Annotated in this window: 18 protein-coding genes and 3 pseudogenes; 9 read left to right on the top strand and 12 right to left on the bottom strand. The window is 69.5% G+C overall.

What is annotated here, in order from left to right:
• The first annotated feature begins 1 nt into the window (after nucleotide 1).
• Together FHR32_RS39390 and FHR32_RS39385 are read left to right on the top strand one after the other, a co-directional pair.
• Nucleotides 2-778 carry an ABC transporter ATP-binding protein gene (locus FHR32_RS39390; RefSeq protein ID WP_246468546.1) on the top strand — a complete coding sequence of 259 codons (777 nt, stop codon included), beginning with the start codon at nucleotides 2-4 and terminating at the stop codon, nucleotides 776-778.
• Nucleotides 779-796: 18 nt separating this feature from the next.
• Nucleotides 797-922, top strand: a pseudogene (locus FHR32_RS39385) (MerR family DNA-binding transcriptional regulator); the annotation flags it as partial.
• Nucleotides 923-960: 38 nt separating this feature from the next.
• On the opposite strand, the gene FHR32_RS39380 reads toward FHR32_RS39385, so the two are convergent.
• Together FHR32_RS39380 and FHR32_RS39375 are read right to left on the bottom strand one after the other, a co-directional pair.
• On the bottom strand, nucleotides 961-1,875 hold the full coding sequence (locus FHR32_RS39380) for a carbohydrate kinase family protein (RefSeq protein WP_184759700.1): 915 nt from the start codon (nucleotides 1,873-1,875) through the stop codon (nucleotides 961-963).
• Nucleotides 1,876-1,924: 49 nt separating this feature from the next.
• On the bottom strand, nucleotides 1,925-2,989 hold the full coding sequence (locus tag FHR32_RS39375; RefSeq protein WP_184759696.1) for a LacI family DNA-binding transcriptional regulator: 1,065 nt from the start codon (nucleotides 2,987-2,989) through the stop codon (nucleotides 1,925-1,927).
• Nucleotides 2,990-3,297: 308 nt separating this feature from the next.
• Between FHR32_RS39375 and FHR32_RS39370 the strand changes: the two genes are divergently transcribed.
• Nucleotides 3,298-4,590: an ABC transporter ATP-binding protein gene (locus tag FHR32_RS39370; protein ID WP_184759694.1), complete on the top strand. Its 1,293-nt coding sequence runs from the start codon at nucleotides 3,298-3,300 to the stop codon at nucleotides 4,588-4,590.
• 34 nt (nucleotides 4,591-4,624) lie between these two features.
• Here the strand turns inward: FHR32_RS39370 and FHR32_RS39365 are convergent, their stop codons facing one another.
• From FHR32_RS39365 to FHR32_RS39340, 6 genes are all read right to left on the bottom strand, one after another.
• Nucleotides 4,625-5,257, bottom strand: coding sequence for an ACT domain-containing protein (locus FHR32_RS39365; RefSeq protein WP_184759692.1), 633 nt, complete (start codon nucleotides 5,255-5,257; stop codon nucleotides 4,625-4,627).
• 123 nt (nucleotides 5,258-5,380) lie between these two features.
• Nucleotides 5,381-6,430 (bottom strand): LacI family DNA-binding transcriptional regulator, encoded by a 1,050-nt coding sequence (locus FHR32_RS39360; RefSeq protein ID WP_184759690.1) that lies wholly within the window; start codon nucleotides 6,428-6,430, stop codon nucleotides 5,381-5,383.
• Nucleotides 6,420-8,036, bottom strand: a complete 1,617-nt coding sequence (locus FHR32_RS39355; protein WP_184759688.1) for a glycoside hydrolase family 13 protein — start codon at nucleotides 8,034-8,036, stop codon at nucleotides 6,420-6,422. Before FHR32_RS39355 ends, FHR32_RS39360 begins: the two co-directional genes overlap by 11 nt.
• A 49-nt stretch (nucleotides 8,037-8,085) precedes the next feature.
• Complete coding sequence (locus FHR32_RS39350; protein WP_184759686.1) at nucleotides 8,086-8,958, bottom strand: sugar ABC transporter permease; 873 nt, start codon at nucleotides 8,956-8,958, stop codon at nucleotides 8,086-8,088.
• Complete coding sequence (locus tag FHR32_RS39345; RefSeq protein ID WP_312882913.1) at nucleotides 8,955-9,947, bottom strand: carbohydrate ABC transporter permease; 993 nt, start codon at nucleotides 9,945-9,947, stop codon at nucleotides 8,955-8,957. Before FHR32_RS39345 ends, FHR32_RS39350 begins: the two co-directional genes overlap by 4 nt.
• 24 nt (nucleotides 9,948-9,971) lie before the next feature.
• Complete coding sequence (locus tag FHR32_RS39340; RefSeq protein ID WP_246468545.1) at nucleotides 9,972-11,270, bottom strand: extracellular solute-binding protein; 1,299 nt, start codon at nucleotides 11,268-11,270, stop codon at nucleotides 9,972-9,974.
• A gap of 413 nt (nucleotides 11,271-11,683) precedes the next feature.
• Between FHR32_RS39340 and FHR32_RS47035 the strand changes: the two are divergent.
• Nucleotides 11,684-12,012 (top strand): annotated as a pseudogene (locus tag FHR32_RS47035) (pullulanase-associated domain-containing protein); the annotation flags it as partial.
• Between the two features lie 54 nt (nucleotides 12,013-12,066).
• Complete coding sequence (gene pulA / locus FHR32_RS39330) at nucleotides 12,067-14,739, top strand: pullulanase-type alpha-1,6-glucosidase (RefSeq protein ID WP_376773459.1); 2,673 nt, start codon at nucleotides 12,067-12,069, stop codon at nucleotides 14,737-14,739.
• Nucleotides 14,740-14,999: 260 nt separating this feature from the next.
• On the opposite strand, the gene FHR32_RS45485 is transcribed toward pulA, so the two are convergent.
• Nucleotides 15,000-15,488, bottom strand: coding sequence for a cation transporter dimerization domain-containing protein (locus FHR32_RS45485; RefSeq protein ID WP_246468544.1), 489 nt, complete (start codon nucleotides 15,486-15,488; stop codon nucleotides 15,000-15,002).
• A 289-nt stretch (nucleotides 15,489-15,777) separates the two neighbouring features.
• On the opposite strand from FHR32_RS45485, the gene FHR32_RS39320 reads away from it, so the two are divergent.
• Both FHR32_RS39320 and FHR32_RS39315 read left to right on the top strand, forming a co-directional pair.
• On the top strand, nucleotides 15,778-16,113 hold the full coding sequence (locus FHR32_RS39320) for an ArsR/SmtB family transcription factor (protein WP_184759684.1): 336 nt from the start codon (nucleotides 15,778-15,780) through the stop codon (nucleotides 16,111-16,113).
• A complete protein-coding gene (locus tag FHR32_RS39315) occupies nucleotides 16,113-16,838 on the top strand; it encodes a cation efflux transmembrane domain-containing protein (protein WP_184759682.1) in 726 nt (241 codons plus the stop codon). Before FHR32_RS39320 ends, FHR32_RS39315 begins: the two co-directional genes overlap by 1 nt.
• Before the next feature lie 152 nt (nucleotides 16,839-16,990).
• On the opposite strand, the gene FHR32_RS47580 is transcribed toward FHR32_RS39315, so the two are convergent.
• Together FHR32_RS47580 and tnpA are read right to left on the bottom strand one after the other, a co-directional pair.
• On the bottom strand, nucleotides 16,991-17,239 hold the full coding sequence (locus tag FHR32_RS47580; RefSeq protein ID WP_184759680.1) for an IS3 family transposase: 249 nt from the start codon (nucleotides 17,237-17,239) through the stop codon (nucleotides 16,991-16,993).
• Nucleotides 17,240-17,469: 230 nt separating this feature from the next.
• Nucleotides 17,470-17,896: pseudogene (gene tnpA / locus FHR32_RS39305) on the bottom strand (IS200/IS605 family transposase).
• A 23-nt stretch (nucleotides 17,897-17,919) separates the two neighbouring features.
• On the opposite strand from tnpA, the gene FHR32_RS39300 reads away from it, so the two are divergent.
• Nucleotides 17,920-19,188: an RNA-guided endonuclease InsQ/TnpB family protein gene (locus FHR32_RS39300; protein ID WP_312882911.1), complete on the top strand. Its 1,269-nt coding sequence runs from the start codon at nucleotides 17,920-17,922 to the stop codon at nucleotides 19,186-19,188.
• A gap of 317 nt (nucleotides 19,189-19,505) precedes the next feature.
• Here FHR32_RS39300 and FHR32_RS39295 read toward each other — a convergent pair whose 3' ends face one another.
• Nucleotides 19,506-20,450 carry a TetR/AcrR family transcriptional regulator gene (locus FHR32_RS39295; protein ID WP_184759679.1) on the bottom strand — a complete coding sequence of 315 codons (945 nt, stop codon included), beginning with the start codon at nucleotides 20,448-20,450 and terminating at the stop codon, nucleotides 19,506-19,508.
• Between the two features lie 69 nt (nucleotides 20,451-20,519).
• Here FHR32_RS39295 and FHR32_RS39290 point away from each other — a divergent pair, with 69 nt between their 5' ends.
• Complete coding sequence (locus FHR32_RS39290; protein ID WP_184759677.1) at nucleotides 20,520-22,295, top strand: right-handed parallel beta-helix repeat-containing protein; 1,776 nt, start codon at nucleotides 20,520-20,522, stop codon at nucleotides 22,293-22,295.
• The last annotated feature ends 41 nt before the right edge of the window (nucleotides 22,296-22,336 follow it).

The following is a 22,336-nucleotide window of genomic DNA, read 5'->3' as shown; positions in this document are numbered from 1 at the left end:
GTTGAGCCGACCGAGTGAGCCCGCATCGCCCGCGCTGTCCGAGCTGGAGGCGGAGGCCGTACGGCACCGGCCGGCCTTCGGGGAGAACGCGCACGTCCTGTGCGACAACCTGGTGCGCATCTACAAGACCGAGGGTGTCGAGGTGGTCGCCCTGCAGGGGCTCGACCTGCTGATCGACGCCGGTGAGCTGGTCGCGATCCGCGGCCGGTCGGGGTCCGGCAAGACCACCCTGCTCAACCTGGTCGGCGGCCTGGACCGGCCGGACGCGGGACGGGTGGCGGTCGCCGGACAGGACGTCACCGCGCTGGCCGAGGACGGCCTGCTGGCTCTGCGCAGGGACGTGATCGGCTTCGTCTTCCAGTCGTTCGGGCTGATCCCCGTCCTGTCCGCGGCCGAGAACGTCGGTGTGCCGATGCGGCTGGCCCGGACCCCGGTGGCCGAGCGTGAGGAGCGCACCCGCATGCTGCTCTCCCTCGTCGGCCTGGCCGACCACGTCAACCAGCGCCCCTACGAGCTCTCCGGCGGCCAGCGGCAGCGGGTGGCCATCGCCCGCTCGCTGGCCAACCGCCCCCGCCTGCTGATCGCCGACGAGCCGACCGGTCAGCTCGACTCGCAGACCGGCCACCAGATCATGCAGCTGATCCGCGCCCTGGTCCGCAGCGAGGGCGTCACCGCGCTGGTCGCCACCCACGACCCCGGCCTGATCACCCTGGCCGACCGTGTCCTGGAGCTGCGCGACGGCGCCCTCAGCGTGGCCGACACCCCCACCCCGGCCTGACCTCCCTCCGACGCCGCCGAGCTCACCGTCGGCCGGCTCGCCGCGCGCTCGGGTGTCGCGGTCACCGCCCTGCACTTCCACGAGGGAAAGGGCCTCATCCGCAGCCGCAGGACCGCGGGCAACCATCGCCGCTACCCGGCTGATAGGCCACCATCAACTTAGGGGAGTCCCTCGTCTCATGGCTACGGGAGCCGGGCGGGCTCCCGGTCACGGCGGAGCAGCGTCGCCTCGTCGATGGGATCCTCGTGGGTGCCCTGAGCCGTACAGGCGTGTGCGCCCGCGAGACCGCCCAACCGGACGGCCTCGTCCAGCGGACGGCCCGCGAGGAGGCCGTACAGGACGCCGGAGACGAAGGCGTCGCCGGCGCCGTTGCCGTCGACCACCGGGCCGGGCAGCGGGGCGGCCGGAACGTGCCGGAGCCCGTCGGCGTCGAGGACGTGGCAGCCCTCGGCGCCCGCCGTGCAGATCACGGTCGTGGCACGGCCGCCGTCCAGGATGTCGCGCATGACGGCGTCGCGGCGGGAGCCGAGGGCGGTGCCCGACAGGAAGACCAGGTCGGAGGAGTAGGCGAAGTCCCTGTGGTAGTTGTTCTCCCCGTCCCAGTCGTGCAGATCGGTGGAGACGGACCCGACCCCCAGGCTCTCCAGGTCGGGGTAGACATGCCGGGAGAAGTCGGTGAGCGACACGTGGACGTGCCGGGCGTCACGCACCGCCGCCAGGTAGAGCTCTCCGGGCAGCCGCTCGTCCGGCACGGCGCGCGGATCGAACAGCGACAGTCGCCGCCCGTCGGGACCGACCAGCAGGACGCTGCGCCGGGTGCCCTGGGGGGCGGGCGCCCAGGCGAACTCCACCCCCTTGGTTTCGAGGTGTTCCCGGATGAGCCGGCCCTGCGGGTCGTCGCCGATCAGGTCGACCAGCCTCACCTTGAGTCCGAGCGCGTGGCAGCCGAGCGCGACACCGCTGCCGGTGTTGCCGATCCGGTCGATCATCGGGGGGACGGCGTAGGTGTCGGCGTAGGGCAGTGGCAGCTCGGGCACGTAGGCCGTGGTGTCCACTCCGGTGCCGCCGATGACGACGACGTCGTAGTCGGTCTTCATCTCTCCATGATTCCAGTCCGCGCCGGGGGTCCCGCCCCGCGGCGCACGCTCAGCGGTTGACCAGCGGGCCGGAGCCCGTCGAGCGGCGCACGACCAGTTCGGGCTGGAACATCAGCTCGATGTGCCTGCTCGGGATGCCGTTGATCTCCTCCAGGAGGGTCGCCACGGCGGCCGAGGCCATCGCGCCGATGGGTTTGCGCACGGTGGTCAGCGGCGGATCGGTGAACGCGATCAGCGGCGAGTCGTCGAATCCGACCACCGAGACCTCCCCCGGGACCGACAGCCCCCGGTCCCGGCAGGCCCGGATCGCGCCCAGCGCCATCAGATCCGACGCACACACGATCCCGGTGCAGCCACGCTCCAGCAACTGCGCCGCCGCCGCCTGCCCACCCTCCACCGAGAACAGCGAGTGCGAGATCAGCTCGTCCACCTCGGTCGCGCCCAGCAGCTGCGCCATCGCCTGCCGGTACCCCTCGATCTTGCGGATCACCGGCACGAACCGGCGCGGCCCGACGGCCAGGCCGATCCGCTCGTGCCCCAGATCCACCAGATGCTGTACGGCCAGCCGCGCCGCCGCCCGGTCGTCGGGAGAGATGAACGGCGCCTTGATCTGGCCGCTGTAGCCGTCCAGCAGGACGATGGGCAGGCCGCGGTCGGTCAGCCGGGCGTAACGGTCCATTTTGGCCGTGGTGTCGGCGTGCAGCCCGGAGACGAAGACGATGCCGCTCACCCCGCGATCGATCAGCAGCTCGGTGAACTCGTCCTCGGGGGCACCGCCGGGGAGCTGGGTGCAGAGCACGGGGGTGTAGCCGTGCTGGGTCAGCGCCTTCTCGATCGCCTGGGCGAACGCCGGGAAGATCGGGTTGTCCAGCTCCGGGGTGACCAGGCCGATCAGCCCGTTGCTGCGCTGGCGCAGCCGCTGCGGACGCTCGTACCCCATCAGGTCCAGCGCCGTCAGCACCGCCTGCCTGGTCCCCTGCGACACGCCCGGTTTGCCGTTGAGCACCCGGCTGACCGTGGCCTCGCTGACCCCCGCCTGCGCGGCGATGTCGGCCAGCCGGATCCCCGCGCCATCAGGTCGGGATCGGGGCGTATGCGTGATCTCGCCATCCATCAGACGTACCCCACCATGCGACTGAATCGCGTGCAAGCCAGGAGACGTTCAGCTCTCCGGGCATGAAACGCGTTACCGAAACTTTGTGCAAACCGTAACATCCCCGCCCATCGTTACGGGCGTTGATCCAGTTGTGGCCCGATGTCTTCTGACTCGAAACTTTCCTAATAGTCGAAAAAAAGCGAAGTAACCGGTAGATGTGCGATTTCTAACAACACCTATGGACACATGGGCAAGTAGCGCGATGTACTACCTCATCAATCACAAGGCTGGATCCGGGCAACATGGTCCGGGAGGAACGAGCGCGCATGGGTACCGTCGTCCTCGACAATGTGAGCAAGGTCTACCCCGGCGGGTACCTCGCGGTCGATCGAATGAACCTGCGCGCCGAGAACGGGGAGTTCCTGGTCCTGCTGGGCCCTTCCGGTTGCGGCAAGTCCACTCTCCTCCGGATGATCGCCGGCCTGGAGGAGATCACCACCGGAGATCTGTGGCTGGGCGGCGACCTGGCCAACGACCTCGCCCCGCGCGACCGTGACGTCGCGATGGTCTTCCAGAACGGCGCGCTCTACCCGCACCGGACGGTGCGCGGCAACATGGCCTTCCCCCTGGAGATCGCCAAGGCCGATCCGGCGATGGTCCGGGAACGGGTGACGGAGCTGTCCAAGGCGCTGCACATCGACGAGACCCTCGACCGCCGCCCTGGAACGCTCTCCGGCGGCCAGCGCCAGCGCGTCGCGATGGGCAGGGCGATCGTCCGCCAGCCCTCGCTCTTCCTGATGGACGAGCCCCTCTCCAACCTCGACGCGGGCATGCGCACCGAACTCCGGATGGAGATCTCCTCGCTGGTCCGCTCGCTCGGCGTGACCACGATCTACGTGACCCACGACCAGGTCGAGGCCCTGACGCTGGCCGACCGGATCGCCATCATGAACCGGGGCGTGCTCCAGGACGTCGGCACCCCCGGCCAGGTCTACAACGACCCGGCCACCGCCTTCACCGCCGCCTTCCTCAGCTCCCAGCAGCTCAACCTGCTCGCGGCCACCGTGCGCACCCCGCAGAACCAGTTCATCCTGCTGGACTTCGGGGCGCACCAGATCATGATCCCTTGGACCGATCCGCGGGCCTACGCCATCTCCCAGCACGTCGGCCACCAGATCATCGTCGGTCTGCGCCCGGACTGCCTCGCCCCGGTCCCCGAGACGTTCGAGGGCCCCACCTTCCTCGGCCGCGTCCGGACACTGGAGTACCACGGCCACGAGTGGCTCGCCTACGTCGAGAGCGGCATCCCCTCCGTGGCCGTCCCCGAGCCCCCCGACCCCCGTCGCAAGGCGCGGGACCTGGCGGCCTCCGCTCCGGGCGGCCGGGCCCGGGCCGTCATCAGGCGACTGCTGCCCGGCTCCGGGTTCGGCTCCGAGCCCGAACCCCAGCAGGAACAGGAGCAGGTCGCCGGGGGCACCCATCGCCGGGCCGATCTGATCGTCCGTCTCGGCGTCCGGCCCGTCTGGCGGGCCGGTGAACCCGCCCGCGTGGGTGTCGACGTCACCCGTCTGATGCTCTTCACCATGGACGGCGCCCGCATCGCCCCCCCGCACCGCTGAGCCACCGGGCCGGTCGCCGGCACGGCGCGGGACCTCAACGGCCGATGATGGAGACGATCTCCAGGACGCGGATGGCACGGTCCATCTCCACCCGGTGGAAGGGCGGCCCCTCGGTCCGCGCGAGGATGAGATGCAGGGACGCCTCCGGCACGGGGAGGCTCATCAGCCGGTGGCGGCCCGCGCCGAGGGCGGAGGGGCGCAGCGGGGTGAGGTCGGCCGCCTTGACTCCGGCGAGACCGCCCGTCTCGTCCAGCGACCGGGGTGCCTGCCAGCTACGGTGGACGAGTTCGCCGGTCACGGAGGACATCAGGACCGCCCATTCGGCGCTCACCAGGTCGGGCAGGGCGTCCACGAGGGTCGCGAAGGCCCTGCCCGGATCTGACGCGACGTGCTTGAGCAGGTCGTAGTCGGGGGCGGCACCGGGGATCTCACGGGTGGGCCAGACGGCCTCGACGCGTATCCCGGGGACGACCGACAGCCGCTCCCGGACGGTGTCGGCATCGGCGGTGCCGGGCCAGGAGACGGTGAAGTCGTCCACGGCCCGGCCCGTCTGGCGTTCCAGCACCGTGACCTGGAGGATGTCGGCTCCCAGCGTGCCGAGCACCCGGGCCACCTGGCCCAGCGCACCCGGGCGGTCGGGAAAGGACACCCGTAGCCGCACCATCATTTCGATCACCTCTCTCTGGACATCAGGGTGTCCTAGACAGGTTTCACGGATGTTCCCGGAATATGTCAAAAGTAAGACCTGGCACCCGGAAATGTCAGATCTGCAGACCCTGACCGGAAAGCTTCAGCGGAGAATCTTCGGGCCCGAGCCCGTCGAGCCCCGGACGATGAACTCCGGTTGGAAGATGAGCTCGGACTGCTGTGCGGGCGCGCCGGAGACGGCCTCCAGCAGGGTGTGCACCGCGGCGGTGACCATCGACTGGACGGGCTGACGCACGGTGGTCAGCGGCGGGTCGGTGAACGCGATCAGCGGCGAGTCGTCGAATCCGACCACCGAGACCTCCCCCGGGACCGACAGCCCCCGGTCCCGGCAGGCCCGGATCGCGCCCAGCGCCATCAGATCCGACGCACACACGATCCCGGTGCAGCCACGCTCCAGCAACTGCGCCGCCGCCGCCTGCCCACCCTCCACCGAGAACAGCGAGTGCGAGATCAGCTCGTCCACCTCGGTCGCGCCCAGCAGCTGCGCCATCGCCTGCCGGTACCCCTCGATCTTGCGGATCACCGGCACGAACCGGCGCGGCCCGACGGCCAGGCCGATCCGCTCGTGCCCCAGATCCACCAGATGCTGTACGGCCAGCCGCGCCGCCGCCCGGTCGTCGGGAGAGATGAACGGCGCCGGGACGCCGTCCGCGTGCCCGTTGAGCAGGACGATGGGCACACCCTGCCCGATGAGCTGGGTGTAGCGGTCGGAGCGCGCGGTGGTGTCGGCGTGCAGTCCGGAGACGAAGATGATGCCGCTGACCCCGCGCTCCACGAGCAGCTCGGTGAACTCGTCCTCCACCGCGCCGCCGGGGAGCTGGGTGCAGAGCAGCGGGGTGTAGCCGTGCTGGGTCAGGGTCTTCTCGAAGGCCTGGGCGAACGCCGGGAAGATCGGGTTGTCCAGCTCCGGGGTGACCAGGCCGATCAGCCCGTTGCTGCGCTGGCGCAGCCGCTGCGGACGCTCGTACCCCATCAGGTCCAGCGCGACCAGGACGGCCTGCCGGGTGGCGGCGGAGACACCCGGTTTGCCGTTGAGCACCCGGCTGACCGTGGCCTCGCTGACCCCCGCCTGCGCGGCGATGTCGGCCAGCCTGGCCACGCCGTTCCCCGGCAGGCCGCCGTTATACGGCATCGCGTTCCCACCAGACGGCGGAGTCCGGTGCGAGCCGTACCACGTCACCGTCGACGGCCGGTTCCTCGCTGGCCAGCAGGACCCGCCCGGGGAGGGGCAGCTCGACCGGCTCGCCGGTCAGGTTGACCGTGCAGGCGAACTCCTCGCCCCGGCGGAAGGACAGCGTCCCCTCGGGGGAGTCCAGCCAGGTCAGCGGCGCGCCGTCGAAGGCCCGGCGGCCTTTTCTGATCTCCAGCGCCGCCCGGTAGAGGCGGAGCGTGGAGTGCGGGTCGCGCAGCTGGGACTGGACGCTGAGCGGACCCCAGGAGGCGGGCATGGGCAGCCACGACTCCTCGATGCCCGGCAGGCTGAAGCCGAAGTGCGGTTCGACGTCGGCCCACGGGATCGGAACCCGGCAGCCGTCGCGGCCGTCGTCGGGGTTACGCAGCCGCTGCGGGTCGCGCAGGAACTCCTCCGGCAGGTCGAGGACCTCCGGCAGGCCGAGCTCCTCGCCCTGGTAGACGTAGGTCGACCCGGGCAGCGAGAGCATCAACAGGGCGGCCGCACGGGAGCGACGCAGACCGGTCTCGCCGCCGCCGTAGCGGGTGAGATGCCGCTTGACGTCATGGTTGGACAGCACCCAGGTGCTGGGCGCCCCGACCAGCGCGGCCGTGGCCAGCGACTCGGCGATCACTGCGCGGAACCTGGCCGCGTCCCACGGAGTGTTGAGGAAGTGGAAGTTGAACGCCTGGTGCAGCTCGTCCGGGCGGACATAGTCGGCCAGCCGCTGCGGGGACGGCGCCCACGCCTCGGCGACGCCGATCCGCTCGCCCGGGTAGGAGTCGAGCAGCCTGCGCCAGGCCCGGTGGATCTCGTGCACGCCGTCCTGGTCGAAGAACGGGACCACGTCGGAGCCGATCATCCTGACCTGGTCGGGGTGGCCGACGTCGGGCAGTCCCTCGGCCTTGACCATGCCGTGGGCGACGTCGACGCGGAAGCCGTCCACGCCCAGGTCGAGCCAGAACCGCAGGACCGACGCGAACTCCTCGTGAACCTCGGGGTTCTCCCAGTTCAGGTCGGGCTGCTCGGGGGCGAACAGGCGGAGGTACCACTCACCGTCGGGCAGCCGGGTCCAGGCGGGACCGCCGAAGACCGACTCCCAGTCGTTGGGGGGCACCTCGCCGCTCTCCCCCTTGCCCTGGCGGAAGATGTAGCGCTCCCGCTCGGGGCTGCCGGGGCCGGCGGCCACGGCCTGCTGGAACCACACGTGCCTGTCGGAGGTGTGGTTGGGCACGACGTCGACGATCACCCGCAGGCCGTGCCGGTGCGCGTCGTCGATCAGTGCCCTGGCGTCGGCCAGCGATCCGAAGATCGGGTCCACGTCCCGGTAGTCCGCCACGTCGTAACCGAAGTCGGCCATCGGCGAGGTGTAGAAGGGGGTCAGCCAGACGGCGTCGACCCCCAGGTCGGCCAGATACCTCAGCCGGCTCCGTACGCCCAGGAGGTCGCCGATGCCGTCGCCGTTGCCGTCGGCGAAGCTGCGTACGTAGACCTGGTAGATCACCGCGTCGCGCCACCACCGGGTGGCGGTTTCGCTGGCGTGGCCCGCCTGGACGAGCTCGGTCATATTGGTCCCCCGATCAAGTGACATATCAGGACGTGATAGCACAGTGGTGTTACGACTTCGTGGCGCCGGCGGTGAGACCGGCGACCAGGTGGCGCTGGACGAGCAGGAACACGATCGACGCCGGAACCGCGATCAGCACGGCCGAGGCGGTCAGCAGCCCCCAGTCGGACCAGTGCTGGCCGACGAACTGCTGCAGACCGACGCCGAGTGTGCGCTTCTCCTCCTGCGACATGAAGACCGAGGCGTAGGCGACCTCACCCCAGGCGGTCATGAAGGAGTAGAAGGCGGTGACGGCCAGGCTCGGCCGGGCCAGCGGAAGGATGACCCGCCAGAACGTACCGAACGGGGTCAGCCCGTCGACCATTCCCGCCTCGTCGATCTCCCTGGGGATGGAGTCGAAGTAGCTCTTCATCATCCACGCACAGAACGGCACCGAGACCGTCATGTAGGCGATGACCAGGCCGGGAATCTGGTTGAGCAGGCCGAGCCCGGCCATCAGGTTGTAGAGCGGGACGATCAGGATGGCCACCGGGAACATCTGGGTGATCAGCAACATCCACATGACCCCCCGGTGTCCCGGGAAGCGGAACCTGCTGATCGCGTATCCGGTGGTGGAGGCCAGGAACACGCCGAGGACCGTGGTGAGGCCGGCGGCGATCACCGAGTTGAGCAGCCAGGTCGGGAACTGCGTCTCGGTCAGCACCCGGATGTAGTTGTCCAGCGACGGCTGGTTGAACAGCTCCAGCTCGGTGGAGAGCCAGCCGTCCCGCGGCTTGAGCGAGGTCAGGATCAGCCACACGATGGGGAAGATCGAGATCAGCGACGCGGCGATGAGGGTGGCGTGCAGCAGGATCGAGCTGCCGACGCCGCGTTCGCCGCGCCTGCGCGCGCGTCCGGTGGAACCTGCGGTGATCGAGCTCACCAGACCTCCCCCTGCCTGCGCAGCGCGCGGCGGTAGACCAGGGCCAGCACGACGAGCAGCAACAGGATGATCATTCCCCAGGCCGCGGAGCCCGAGTAGTTGCGGATGCTGGTGAAGGCCTCGCGATAGGCGTAGGTGACCAGGATCTCCGTGGAGCTGCCCGGCCCTCCCCGGGTGATCAGGAAGATCACCGGGAACATGTTGAACGTCCAGATCGTGCCCAGCAGGACGACGGTGCTCGACACCGTGCGCAGGCCGGGGACGGTGATGTGGCGGAAGCGCTGCCACGGCGTCGCGCCGTCCATCTCGGCCGCCTCGTAGAGCTCGCCGGGGATCGACTGGAGGCCGCCGAGAACCGCGATCATCATGAACGGCACGCCCATCCAGACGTTGACCGCGATCACCGCGATCTTCGCCGTGGTCGGCTCGTCGAGCCAGCCGACCGCCCCGAACCCGGCCGCCTTCAGCATCGCGTTGATGACGCCGTAGTCGCTGTTGTAGAGGTAGCGCCAGATGAACGCGGCGACGAACCCCGGGATCGCCCAGGGCAGGATCAGCAGCAGCCGGTAGGTGGAACGGAACCGCACCCTGCGGTTGAGCAGCATGGCCAGGCCGAGACCGAGGCTGTAGTGGAGGCCGACGCACACGACGGTCCAGATGACGGTCCAGACCAGCTTCTCCCAGAACAGTCCGCTACCCAGGATCGAGACGTAGTTGTCGAGCCCGACGAACTCGTAGGTCGAGGGGATGACGTTGACGCCGATCGTGCGGCCCATGGTGGCCTCGGTGGCGTCGGTGAGGGACAGGTAGACGCCCCGGACCAGCGGCCAGCCGATCAGCAGGCCGGTGACCAGGACCACCGGGACGACCATGGCCCAGGCGTACCAGTGCCGGGCCATCGCCCGGCGGGCGGGGCCGGCCTTCTCACGGCGGCCCGGGCCGCGGACGCCGGTGGCGTCCGCGGCCCGGTCGCTGGTCGTGCCGTTCACACGTCCAGTCGAGAGCGCCACGGGTCAGCTCCAGTCCTTGAAGATGCCGTGGTAGTCGCTGTCAACCTTCTTGAGCATGTCCTCGGGGGTCGTCTTGCCGCCCACGATCGCCTGGTAGCCCTCGAGCAGCGGCTGGAAGAGCTGGCCGCCCTCGGGGATCCACGGCCGCGCGACCGCGGTGTCGATGATCGGCTTGAAGGTGGCGACGTCCTTGTTGCCCTGGACGTCGGGGTTGCCGTAGGCGGAGGTGCGGGTCGGCAGGAGGCTGATCTCCTTGGCGACCTTGGCCTGGGCCTCGGCGGTGCTCATGAAGCGGACGAACTCGTAGGAGGCGCCCAGGTTCTTGGAACCGGCGTAGATGGCCAGGTTCCAGCCGCCCGTGGGGGCACCGGCCTTGGCGGAGCCCGCGGGGACGGGGGCGATGCCGAGGTTGGCCTTGTCCTTGAACTCCTTGCCCTGGTAGATCTCCGACAGCGCCCAGGGGCCGTTGTAGATCATCGCGGCCTTGCCGTCCTTGAGGGCGGTCATGGCGTTGGCGTAGCTGTCCTGGGTGGCGGGCTTGGGCGCGGCGCCGGAGGTGATCAGGTCGGTGACCGTCGCCATGGCCTTCACGTTGGCCGGGGAGTTCACGACGATCTTCTTGTTCTGGACGTCGAGGAGGTCTCCGCCCTCGCCGTACATGAACGGCAGCAGGAAGTAGGAGTCGACGTTGAGCGCGAGCCCGTTGACACCCGTCTTGGACTTGACGTCGAGCGCGACCTTCTTGAGCTCCTCCACCGTGGTGGGGGCCTTGTCGTAGCCGGCCTTCTCCAGGAGCTTCTTGTTGTAGAGCAGCGCCAGGGTGTCGGTGACCTGCGGCACGGCGTAGGCCTTGCCGTTGTACTTGGTGCTGCTCAGCGGGCTGGCCATGAAGTCGGACTCGTTCTCGACGGCGCGCGTGCCGTCCAGCGGCTGGAGGTAGCCGAGGGAGGCGAACTGCGCGGTCCAGGCCACCTCCGAGCGGATCACGTCCGGCGCCCCGGTGCCGGCCTGCGCGGCGGTCTGGAACTGCCCCTGCGCCTGGTCCGACGGGACGTTGACGTACTTGACCTTGATACTGGGGTACTTCGCCTCGAATTCCTTGATGAGCGCCTGGAACGTCGGGCCCTCACTGTCCGGCCGGACGGTGTCCCACCAGGTGATCTCGCCGCTGATCTTCGACGGATCGGCCGCGGCCGACTGGGCGGGCGCCGCCGCCGAATCACTGGTGCCGCCACCACAGGCGGAGACCGCCAGGGCGAGGGCCGCGACGATCGTCGCAGCCGAGAAGGCTCGCCGCATCATTTCTCCTCATAGTTCAGGGGACCGGCCAGGGCTGGGGGAGCCGACAGGCCGGAGTTGGAGTACGCCGGACGTTACGCCGACGTGAACTTCATTGGAAGAATTTTCTGCAAGTGTCTGCAAAGTTGTTACAAACTCCCCTAAAGCCGCGAGTGGTGACAACTTCCCTCACTCCAGCCCCACAGGGGATACATGCACGTCAGATGACATGTCCGTCTCCCCGGAGACCCCGTGCTCCACAGCCGCAACCCCGCTGTACACCCTGGAATCATCACAATTCAGAAAGTTGCAGCAAGGGATTGCATAGATCATGTCCAATGAGTAACTTCCGGGCAACACCCCCGAAATAACTCAGCGGAGGCCCCCGGTGGTCTGGCCACTCCTCCCCCGACGCGAAGGGCCTCGGCAGCACCGCGATCTGGATCACCGACTTCACCGGGATCGACCCGCACCTGGGCACGAACGCCCAGATGAAGCAGCTGGTGCGTGAGGCGCACAAGCGCGGGATGAAGGTCCATCCGACCCGGGCCGCGGCCGAGAACATCGCGATCATGCATTACCACCGGCCGGATGGGAATTACGAGGGCTGGGGACTGCACCTGTGGGGGATGTGGCCGCTCCCACCGAGTGGGCCGCCCCGCTCCGGCCGGCCGGCGAGAACGGTTTCGGGGTCTACTTCCGCGTCCCTTTGAGCGAGAGGGCGAAGAACGTGAGTTACATCATCCACAAGGGTGACGAGAAAGACCTGCCGGACGACCAGGCGCTGGACCTCACCACCCTCGGCAACGAGACCTGGCGGGTGGCCGCCACCGAGGGCTACCTGCTGCCCCAGCCCTCCGCCCGTGGCGCGGACGCCGACCTGAGCAAGGCGGCGGCGCACTGGATCGACCGCGACACCGTCGTATGGAAGGTCGAGCCGTCCCCCTCGCTCCACCGTTCGCTGGCCTTCTCCGCCAAGGGCGACATCGCCTACGCCAAGGGGGACCTCACCGGCGACCTGCGGATCATCCGGCTGACCCCCGGCACGCTCACCGACGCGCAGAAGGCGAAGTGGCCGCACCTGGCCGCCTACGCCGCGTTCACGGTGGACCCGCGCGACACCGACCTGATCGCCGGCGCGCTGCGCGGCCAGGTCGTCGCCGTCGAGCGCGACGCCTCGGGCGCCCTGCTGACCGCCACCGGCGTGCAGCTCCCCGGCGTGCTCGACGACGTCTACGCCAAGGCGGCGGGCGCCGAACTCGGCCCGGCCGCGCACGGGGACTCGCGGCTGTCGGTATGGGCGCCCACCGCGCGCAAGGTCGAGCTGGCCCTCTACCGCGACGCCGCCGGCACCGGCCGCACCGTCCACGAGATGCGGCGCGACGAGGCGACCGGTGTCTGGTCGGTGCGGGGACCGGCCTCCTGGAAGGGGCGCTACTACACCTTCCTGGTCACGGTCTACGCGCCCGCCGCGGGCAAGATCGTCACCAATGAGGTGACCGACCCCTACAGTCTGTCACTGGCCGCCGACTCGGTCCGCAGCCAGATCGTGGATCTCTCCGACCGTTCCCTGACCCCCGCCGGCTGGTCGTCCCTGCCCAAGCCCAAGGCCGTCCCCCAGAGCGCGGCGTCGATCTACGAGCTGCACGTGCGCGACTTCTCCGCCTCCGACGCCTCCGTCCCCGCCGCGCAGCGCGGCACCTACGCGGCGTTCGCCGGAGACGGCGCCGGGATGAAGGAGCTGCGCGGGCTCGCCGAGGACGGCCTGACCCACGTGCACCTGCTGCCGGTCTTCGACATGGCGACCGTCCCGGAGAGGAAGGCCGACCGCAGCGAGCCCGGCTGCGACCTGGCCTCCATGCCCGCCGACTCCGAAGAACAGCAGGCCTGCGTCATGCGGACCGCGGCCAAGGACTCCTTCAACTGGGGCTACGACCCGTTCCACTACACCGTGCCCGAGGGCTCCTACGCCTCCGACCCGGACGGCTCCGGCCGGATCAAGGAGTTCCGCGGCATGGTGGCGGGGCTCAACGGGGCCGGACTCCGGGTGGTCATGGACGTGGTCTACAACCACACCCACGCCGCCGGCCAGGACCCCACCTCGGTGCTCGACCGCATCGTGCCCGGTTACTACCACCGTCTGCTGGACGACGGCACCGTGGCCACCTCCACCTGCTGCGCCAACACCGCGCCCGAGCACGCGATGATGGGCAAGCTCGTCGTCGACTCCATCGTCACCTGGGCGAAGCAGTACAAGGTGGACGGCTTCCGATTCGACCTGATGGGCCACCACCCGAAGGAGAACATCCTCGCCGTCCGCAAGGCCCTGGACGGGCTGACCCTCGCCAGGGACTGCGTGGACGGCAAGTCGATCATCCTGTACGGCGAGGGCTGGAACTTCGGCGAGGTGGCCAACGACGCCCGCTTCACCCAGGCCACCCAGCTCAACATGGCGGGCACCGGGATCGGCACCTTCAGCGACCGGCTGCGTGACGCGGTGCGCGGCGGCAGCCCGTTCGACGCCGACCCCCGTGTCCAGGGCTTCGGCTCGGGCCTGGCCGGCGCGCCCAACGGGTCGCCCGCCAACGGCACGGCCGAGCAGCAGCGGGCCCGTCTCCTGGGCTACCAGGACCTGATCAAGGTGGGGCTCACCGGCAACCTGCGCGACTACACCTTCACCGCCTCCAGCGGCAGGCAGGTCAAGGGGGCGGAGGTCGACTACAACGGCTCCCCCGCCGGTTACACCGCCTCGCCCGGCGAGGTCGTGACCTACGTGGACGCCCACGACAACGAGACGCTGTTCGACGCGCTGGCCTACAAGCTGCCGCAGCCCACCTCGATGGCCGACCGGGTGCGCATGCAGTCGCTCTCGCTGGCCACGGCCGTACTGGGACAGGGCACCTCGTTCGTCCACGCGGGCAGTGAGCGGCTCCGCTCCAAGTCGCTCGACCGCAACTCCTTCGACTCCGGCGACTGGTTCAACCGGCTGCTGTGGGACTGCTCACAGGGCAACGGCTTCGGCGCGGGCCTGCCGCCCAAGACCGACAACGAGGACAAGTGGGCCTACGCCCGGCCGTTGCTCGCCGACCCGGCGCTCAGTCCGGACTGCGCGGCGATCGGCTCGGCACGGGCCGCGTACGGCGAGCTGCTGAAGATCCGCTCCTCCTCCCCCGCCTTCTCGCTCGGTTCCGCGGCCGAGGTGCAGAGGCGGCTGTCCTTCCCGACCAGCGGCACCGCGGAGACCCCCGGTGTCGTGACCATGCACCTGGACGCCTCCGGTGTCGACCCGCACTGGAAGTCGATCACCGTCGTCTTCAACGCGACCCCTTCGGAGCAGCCGCAGACCGTGGCCGTGCTCAAGGGCGCCCAGGTGACGCTCCACCCCGTACAGACGGCCGGCGACGACGCCGCCGTGAAGCGGTCGGCCTTCGATTCCACCACCGGCACGCTGACGGTCCCGGCCCGCACGGTCGCGGTCTTCGTCCAGCCCTAGGTCCTTGCTGACGAGGACTTTGGTAGTTGGGCAGCGTTTTCCAGCGACGCGAGCGTGTAGGTCAGCTGCAGGTTCTTGCGCCGGGTCTCGACCCTGAACGCCGCCGCGCACGACGACGCGGCGGACGCCGGCCGGGCTGCCAGGCCGAAGGCGAGCGAGACCCGGCACGCACCACGATCGGCGTCGCCGCGCTGACACTGGGCCGCCCGGGTGGAGAACGAGATGATCGCCCGACGTTATTCACCGCTCACGACCGCCGCTCAGGGGCGGCGGACTTCCACCGCCTTTTCGCCGGAGGCCTCCAGGAACGCGGCCAGGCTGTCGCGGTGGGTATCGACTCCGATGACGCCATCGACCTGTTCTGCCGGCACCCGGTAGACATCTCGAAAACAAGGCAGCTCCATACCGGGCGCCAGTTCCGAATGCGGGTCATACCAAGTGCCGGGCAGCAGGAATGGCCAACTGCCCGGCGCGGCGGGTCCGGAGTGAAGGTGGGCGGTGGCCACGTTCATGCCGGAGGTCAGCGTCCACAGGTGCAGGTCGTGCACGTCACGCACGCCGTCGATGGCGGCCAGGTCCGCCGTGACCGCGGCCGAGTCGATGCCTTCGGGCACGTGCTGGCCCAGCACGGCCACCACCTGGCGGCCGAGCGCGATGGCGCGCACCGCGACGAAGACGCCGATCGCCAAGGCCACAAAGGTGTCCCAGAAGGACTGGCCGGTGGCGGCTACCAGCCAGCCAGCCGCCACCGATGACGGCCCCCGGCATGGCCATGCCCATGTCCATGGCCGTGCCCGGCGCTCATCGAAGGGCCTCGCGGTCGGGCGTGCAGTTGGGCTCAGGGCGCAGGAGAGCGATGGCGGCGCGCACCATAGGCATGGACCGGTGCACCGACAGGCGTGTGGACACTGGTTTCGCCCAGGCGGCGCGGTTGGCGATCCCGACACCTGAATATCTGTTCATATGTCGCAAAGTTGTGGCCTGTTCCGCCGACTGTCCACAACTTCCTGAATTCAAGATTTCGTGTACATTGAAGGCATGTTGACGATCGCCCCCGAAATCGAGGTCCTGGCCCGTTTCGGCCGGGCGCTGGCCGATCCGATCCGCTGCCGGATCCTGCTCGCGTTGCGCGAGGCTCCGGCTCACCCCGCCGACCTGGCCGAGCTGCTGGGCATCTCCCGCACCCGGCTGTCCAATCACCTGGCCTGCCTGCGCGACTGCGGCCTGGTGGTCGGCGTGCCGGTCGGCCGCCGCACCCGTTATGAGTTGGCCGACGTACGGCTCGGGCACGCGCTGGACGACCTGCGCACCGCGGTGGTCGCCGTCGCCGCCGACGTCACCTGCCCGGATGCGGCAGAGAAGGGCTGCTGCTGATGGTCAGCATCGCGCTCGGCCCCAGCGCGGCCCGTCGCGCCATGCTGACCCGGCGCATCCGGCTGCTGGTGGCCGCGACCATCACCTACAACGCGATCGAAGCGGTGGTGGCCATCACCGCCGGCACGATGGCCACCTCGACCGCCCTCATCGGCTTCGGCCTGGACTCGATCGTCGAGGTCGCCTCCGCCGCCGCGGTGGCCTGGCAATTCTCGGCCACTGACCATGAGAAGCGGGAACGGGCCGCGCTGCGCGTCATCGCGATCTCCTTCTTCGCGCTGGCCGCCTACGTCACCTTCGACGCCGTACGCGCCCTGCTCGGCGCGGGCGAGGCCGAACACTCCACTCCCGGCCTCATTCTCGCCGCGCTCTCGCTGATGATCATGCCGTTCCTGTCGGCAGCCCAGCGGCGCGCCGGCCGCGAGCTCGGCTCGGCCTCCGCCGTGGCCGACTCCAAGCAGACGCTGCTGTGCACCTACCTGTCGGCGGTGCTGCTGGCCGGGCTCGCGCTCAACAGCGCCTTCGGCTGGTCCTGGGCCGACCCGATCGCCGCCCTGGTCATCGCCGCGGTGGCGGTCAAGGAAGGCCGCGAAGCCTGGCGCGGCGACGCCTGCTGCACCCCCCACCCCGCCGGCTCCACCCCGGAAGCCTGCCTCGACGGCTGCTGCTCGACCGATCGCAAGGGCGGCCCTCCACTCGGGTTGGCGCCACCAGCCCCAAGGTAGCGAGAAAGACCAGGTCAAAGCCTTCCGGCGGAATCCTTGATCAGGATGCGAAGCCATTGCGCTCCGCAGTCGTCTGGGACACCGATTCTTCTCGCAAGGCTGATGAACAGCCACGATGCGGTCCGGACTCTCCGTCAGACGATGGGGGCCGATCACTCACGGCTACTTTGCCCCTGGTGACGCCGACCCAAGTGGAGGGCCTTAATGCACGAACCCCCGCTTCTTCGCCGGGCTTTCCCGCGGACCAGCCCGAAGATGCCCAGCTCGCCCATCAGCCGCTGGACCGTGCATCGAGCGACCGGATGACCATCACGGCGCAGCTGCCGGTGGATCTTGCGGAAGCCGTAAGCAGGAGTAGTTGTCCTGGTAGATCCAGGTGATCTCCGTCTTGAGCTGTTCATCGCGCAACGCTCGCCTCGGTAGCCGACAGCAGTCCGGACAGGTAGGCCCGGGCGGTGCGGCGGGGCTCGATGCGGCCTATGGCGTCTTCGAACATGACGCGTCAGGTGTCAAGGTCTACCCGGTTTCGTCCGTAGTGCTCCGGCCTTCAGGCCGGGGGTGAAGCGGACTGTCCCGCGTAGCGGGGCAAGAACAGCCGATTCGCCGCCAGGCGAATCGGCGTCCACCCCGATCAGACCGGCCGTTTCTGCTGCTCGATGTACTGCTTGAGCACGGTCAGGGGTGCCCCGCCAACCGACCCGGCGAAGTAGGAGCCGGACCAGAAATGCCCGCCCCACAGGTACTTGCGGACGTGGGCGCTGAACTCCTTGCATAGCATCCGCGCCGAGACCCCTTCAGCGAGTTGACCAGCTTGGACAAGGCGACCTTGGGTGGGTAGTGGACCAGCAGGCGGACGGGGTCGTCCTCGCCGCCGAACTCGCGAAGTTCGACCTCGAAGTCGGCACAGACCTCCCGCATGATCTGTCCGCATCGGACCGGCATCGGGTCAGCGAAGGCCCCCTCCGGTACCTGGTGACGAACACCAAATGGGCGTGGAGGTGATAGACGGCGTGCCGTCCGGTGTACACATCGGGGTTCGGTTTCCATCTCGGTGACATAAACCAAATGATACGATCAGGGTGTGGAGAAGGTGAGGCAGACGCGGGCGCATGTGGCCCGCCTGGAGTTGAGCACAGCCCAGGTGGCGGTGCTGGACGGCCAGGCGCACACCGCCCGCACGCTGTGGAACCTGCTACACGAGTACTTCACCTTCCGCCAAGGCCGGTTCGCGACGTTGAAGGAGTGCGACACCGCGATCCGGGCGGCTCGTCATGAGATCGACTGGATAGGCCAACTGCCCGCCCAGGCGGCTCAGGCCGTGCTGAAGACCTACCGGCAGGCGTGGGCGAACTTCTTCAACCCTGATCACCCCGCTAAACGCCCGACGTTCAAGGCCCGGTTCGGTTCCCGACCGGCCGTCGATGTGCCTCAGGCTCGCGACCTGCAGATCAAGCGAATCAACCGGCGGTGGGGTGCGGTCAACCTGCCCAAGGTCGGGCGGGTGCGGTTTCGGTGGACCAAGGACCTGCCCGGCGTCACCAAGGGCGGCCCGACCGGGCGGATCACCGGAGCCCGGCTGGTCAAGGACGCCTTTGGCTGGCAGATCGTGTTCCGGACCGAGACCATGACCGCTCCGGTCATGGAGACCCATCCCGGTCCAGCCGTGGGGATCGACCGGGGGATCACCGTCGCCTTGGCATTGTCGGACCAGACCACGCGTGAGCACGGCCCCTGGCTCACCGGCGGTGAGCGTGAACACCTGCGCCGCCTGGAGAAGAAATCCGCCCGCCAGCGCGCTGCCCGTACCCCCGGACAGCGGACCTCTCATCGGCTGACCCGCACCTATGACCAGATAGCCAGGCTCCGCGCGACAGCCAAGCGCCGAGCCGTTAACTGGCAGCACCAGACCACCACCGAACTCGCTGACACCTTCAGCGTGATCGTGGTGGAGGATCTGAAGATCGCGAACATGGTCCGCTCTGCCAAGGGCACGATCGAACAACCCGGCCGGAACGTGACGCAGAAGGCAGGGCTGAACCGCGCCATCACCGGCGAGGCGTGGGGCCGCACGGTCGCCTTGCTGGAGTACAAAACCCGTGATCGCGGCGGGCTGGTGGTGAAGGTCCCCGCCCCGGGCACGTCACAGACCTGCCACCAGTGCGGGCACCGCGACGCGGCCTCCCGTGACGGCACCCGGTTCTCCTGCGCCAACCCCGCGTGTGGGTGGGTCGGCCACGCCGACACCAACGCCGCGATCAACATTCGCAACGCCGCAGGAACTGCGGTGTCAGGACGCGGAGACCTCGGGGCTGCCCGGTCTGCGAGGCGTCAACCCCCGCGCGCCGCTTAACCGCGACGCGACGGGAGAATCTCCGGCCCCCAGGCCAGGGAGGAGTTCAAATGCCGGCCTGGCCGTACGGCACGGCGATACCGTGTGAGCTCTGTCGCGCCGTTCACGCGGCGTGGCCACCCCGTCGACGACCTCGAGCTCCCGGCGGAGATGTTCATCGAGTGCGCAGTAGTCGTCGAGAGTCAGCGGTGTCGGCCGTTCCAGCCGGTCACTCGTCACCCGGCCATTATCGCGGCCAGAACACCGTACCGCCGCCGAGCGGGCCGGTGCGGCGGACGCGGGCCGCCTGGAGCCCGAGGTCGCACGTCTCCGCGCCGTCACTCCTGGGAACTCCGGCGCCTGCGGTAGGCCCGCTGCTGGCAGGCGCGGGAGCAGTAGTCACGCGGGCGGCCGGACCCGGGCTGCTCGATGGCGGAGCCGCACACGCGACACAGGTCAGTTTCATCACGAGTTTCATCACAGTGTGATCGGATCAACGCCTCGACGCCGTCAAGCACGCGCCCCAGCCCGAACGCGAAAGGATCTTCGGGCTCGTCGTAGCCTCCCGACTCCCAGATATGTCTCAGTGTCGGATAGACGTCCAGCCTGTCGTACAGGGAGTGGCGGGCTCCCCACCACTCCTCCTCGGTCACCCCGGTGCGGCGCTCGACCCGGGCGACCTCCACCTTCTGCCGCGCCTCGGCGTCGACGTACCTGCCGACCAGGCCGACCACCGCCAGCATCTCGGCGGGGGTCAGGCCGGTCCCCGCCACGACGCTCAGGGCCCGCTCGAAGTGGGCGATGGAGTTGGGTCCGGGCACGGTGCGCGTGCCCTGCGCCTCGGACAGCCAGGGATGGCGTTCGCGGAGAGCCCACGAGCTCCGGGCCCACGCCTCCAGCGCCGCCCGCCAGCCGTCCCCGCCCTGCGCACCGTCCGCCTCGCCGGTCACCGCCCCCGGGCCGTCGGCCCCCCCGGCCGGCGCCTCCCTGCCGTCCGCTCCGCCCTTCACGGCGTCCGCGCCGACCGCCTCGCCGGTCACCGCGTCGCACATCAGGTCGACGAGCTGGTCCCTGCCGGACACGTGACGGTAGAGCGCCATGGTGGTGAAGCCGAGCAGCTCGGCGACGCGCCGCATCGACAGCCCCTCCAGACCTTCGGAGTCCGCGACCCTGATCGCGGACTCCACGATCCTGTCGACGCTCAGGCCCTGTCTGGCCTCACGCGCCGGCGACTCCCCGGCCCGCCAGAGCAACTCCACCGTGCGATCGGGGTCACCGACCATTTGCGCTCCTCCTCCTTTCCGTGTTTATGATGCACACCATTGTATACGCCATAAACATCGGAGCCGTTCATGACCCGACTCTATGTCGCCCCCACCGGTAACGATCTCTGGCCCGGCACGTCCGAGCAGCCGTTCGCCACCCTGGAACGGGCGAGGGACCACGCCCGCACCCTCCCCTCCGACGTCGTCGTCAGCCTCCGCGCCGGCACCTACACCCTGACATCGACGTTCGACCTCACCGAGGACGACTCCGGAGTGACCTACCAGGCCCACGGCCACGGGACCCCCGAGCGGGAGGAGGTCGTGATCAGCGGCGGCCGGGCGATCTCCGGCTGGCGGCGGGAGGGGGAGCTGTGGCGGGCCGAGGTGGGCGACCTCGACACCCGCCGGCTCTCCGTCGACGGCCGCCGTGCCGAGCGGGCCACCCTCGACGGCATCCCCGGCACGGTCACCAGGACAGAGTCGGGCTATGTCACCGACAGCACGGTCCCCCAGTCCTGGCGGAGTCCGGCGGACATCGAGTTCGTCTACCGGGGCCTCTACCCGTGGACGGAGGCGCGCCTGAGCGTGGCGGACATCTCGGGCGACGAGCGGTCGACCACGATCACGATGGCCCAGCCGGCCTTCGGCTGGGCCGACGACCTCTACAACTCCGCCTGGGAGGGCGCCGAGTCTCACGGCCCCGGCGCCCCCTCCTCCGTCGAGAACAGCGCGACCTTCCTCAGCCGGCCCGGCACGTTCGCCCTCGACCGGTCCACGCCAGGCGAGCACGTCCTGTACTACCTGCCGCGCCCCGGCGAGGACCCGGAGCGGGCCCGGGTCGTCGCCCCGGCGCTGCAGACCCTGGTCCACGCGAGGCGCACGCGCGGGGTCTCCTTCAGGGGCGTCACCTTCGCCGACGCCACCTGGCTCCGCCCCGGCCGCCCCGAAGGGTTCCTGCACTATCACGGGAACGGTTACTACGAGGGCGGCTCCATCGAGAAGGTCACCTTCGCCGACGGGCAGGCGTGGGTGACGGTGCCGCAGGAGTCGGCGGCGATCCCGGCCAACGTCGTCTTCGAGAACTGCGAGCATGTCACCGTCGAGGGGTGCCGCTTCACCCGCCTGGGCGCGACCGCGCTGCGGTTCTCCGGCGGCAGCCGGGAGAACACGGTGCTCGGCAGCGTGTTCGACGACATCTCCGGCGGCGGCGTCTCCATCGGCGCGGCCACCGCCCCCGAGGGCAACCACGGCAACCGCGTCGAGAACAACTGGATCCATCACGTCGGGCAGGAGTACTCGGGCTCGCCCGGAATCTCGCTGACGGCGACGCAGAACTCGGCGGTGGCGCACAACCAGGTGAACGACGTGCCGCACTGCGGCATCGTCATCAACGGAGGGGAGGACGCGTACGGCGGCCGCATCCTGCACAACCTCACCTTCAACACGATGGGCGTGCTGGCCGACGGCGGCGGGATCTACCTCTCCAGCAGCCAGGGGACCTCCGGCGCGGACCGGACGGTCGTGCGCGGCAACGTCATCCGCGACACGCTGACGCCGTACAACTTCGGGCTCTACACCGACTACGGCACGGCGTGGGCGACGGTCGAGGGCAACGTGGTCTGCCGTGGCGACAACACGGCCGTGCTCCAGGTCTGGCCGCCGCTGGAGAACGTCGTCTACACCGGCAACTTCTGGGACGCCGACCCCATCGGCCTTGACGCGCTGCCCGAGGGCGTTGTCTATGAGAAGAACAGCACGCTGCCGAAGGACGGCTTCGACCAGGCACTCGGTGAGACCGCCGGTGCCGGCATCCTCGCCGAGGCGGGCCTGGAACCGGCCTACCGGCACCTCCTGGCCGGATAACACCCTCCACGGCGGCCGGACCGGCTCAACGGCCCGTGCCC

Source organism: Streptosporangium album (assembly GCF_014203795.1).
Classification (GTDB): Bacteria; Actinomycetota; Actinomycetes; order Streptosporangiales; family Streptosporangiaceae; genus Streptosporangium; species Streptosporangium album.
This window is presented reverse-complemented; position numbering and strand designations above follow the sequence as displayed.